At 38.7% G+C, this 1,447-nt stretch carries 1 protein-coding gene; it reads right to left on the bottom strand.

Going from position 1 to position 1,447, the window contains the following annotated elements:
• Window positions 1–34: 34 nt before the first annotated feature.
• A protein-coding gene (locus tag JCM9157_RS24290) for an IS3 family transposase (RefSeq protein WP_439644369.1) occupies window positions 35–1,392 on the bottom strand; the annotation gives its coding sequence in 2 pieces (ribosomal slippage) (window positions 35–927 and window positions 927–1,392; 1,359 coding nt in all).
• Between the last annotated feature and the right edge of the window lie 55 nt (window positions 1,393–1,447).

The raw sequence follows: 1,447 nt of genomic DNA, 5'->3' as shown, positions 1-1,447 counted from the left end.
TGCACTGGACCCATAAAATTGGACACTTCTTTTGTTAAGCAGCTAATTCGGTACTTAGCCGATAAGCCACTGGACTTTTCCGCTTCAATCTAGATTTAATTCTCAAGTGGTTGTAGTAATAGATATATTGTTCTAATTCGCGTTTAAAGTGCTCGATACTATCAAACTCTTGTAAATAAAGGAACTCGGATTTTAAAATCCCAAAAAAGTTTTCCATGACTGAATTGTCATGACAGTTTCCTTTTCGAGACATACTTTGTGTGATGTTATGTTCTTTCAGTGTCCTTCGATATTGGGCCATTCGATAGTGCCAACCCTGATCGGAATGAAGTAAGAGATCATCGCCTTCATTTACGTATCTTAATCCTTGTGCCAACATCGTTTCGACCAAATCAAACGTAGGCCTGGATTGGAGCGTATAGGTTATGATTTCGCCGTTAAATAAGTCTAAAATCGGGGACAGGTAGAGCTTCTGTCCAAACAATTTAAATTCTGTAATGTCGGTCACCCACTTTTGGTTAGGTTTCTGGGCACTAAAGTCACGGTTAAGAATGTTCGGAGCTGTTTTTCCAACTTCTCCTGTATACGAATTGTACTTTTTCATTCGCACAATGCATTGAATTCCAAGATCTTTCATAATTCGGAGTACTTTCTTTTTATTGATCTTATATCCTTTTTCCTGAAGGACGTCAGTAATGCGGCGATATCCAAATCGGCCTGAGTGTTTCCGGTAAATGAATGTAATTCTTCTTTTCCATTTGCGGTCAGGATCTGGTTGGTTCCATTTTTTTATGAGGCTGTAGTAAGTACTTCTGGGCATCTTAGCTACTTTTATCATTTTAATCACCGGAAATTCGTTCCTTAGTTCATATATTACTTTCGCTTTGATTTCGTTGGTGATTGTTCTTCCTGAACTAAGGCTCTCAGCTTTTTTAAATAAGCATTCTCCATACGAAGGTATTCCAGTTCTTTTTTCATTTCTTCTACCGATTCGTTTGAAGAGTTGTTTATGACCTTATTTTTCTTCTGATTAGACGTCATTGTGGAAAGCCCCTTTTCTTTTGGTTCAAGGGCACCTTCTCCACCTGTTTCCCACTGTTTCTTCCACCTGCGAAGCATACATGGGTCTGGGATATGAAAAATGGCTGATGCCTCTCGAATGGAGTAATTCTCTTCCGTAATAAATTGAATTACTCTCAGTTTAAAGGCAGACGAATAGTTTGTATAGGGAAAGGCAAAAGCTTGATCCCCATGATGACGAACTAACATTACCCAATAGCGGAGAATGGATTGATCTACGCCAACTTGATTCGCTAGTTCTCGATAACTAATCATTTCATTTATATAACGTTTAGCAATTTGAAGTTTATATTCCTTGGTGAACTTAGCCATTTGTACGGGACCTCCTATTGTTGTTTGGAGTGTCCAACAATAGGGGGGCAGTTCA

The sequence above is a fragment of the Halalkalibacter akibai JCM 9157 genome (assembly GCF_000513135.1).
Classification (GTDB): Bacteria; Bacillota; Bacilli; order Bacillales; family Bacillaceae_D; genus Halalkalibacter; species Halalkalibacter akibai.
This window is presented reverse-complemented; position numbering and strand designations above follow the sequence as displayed.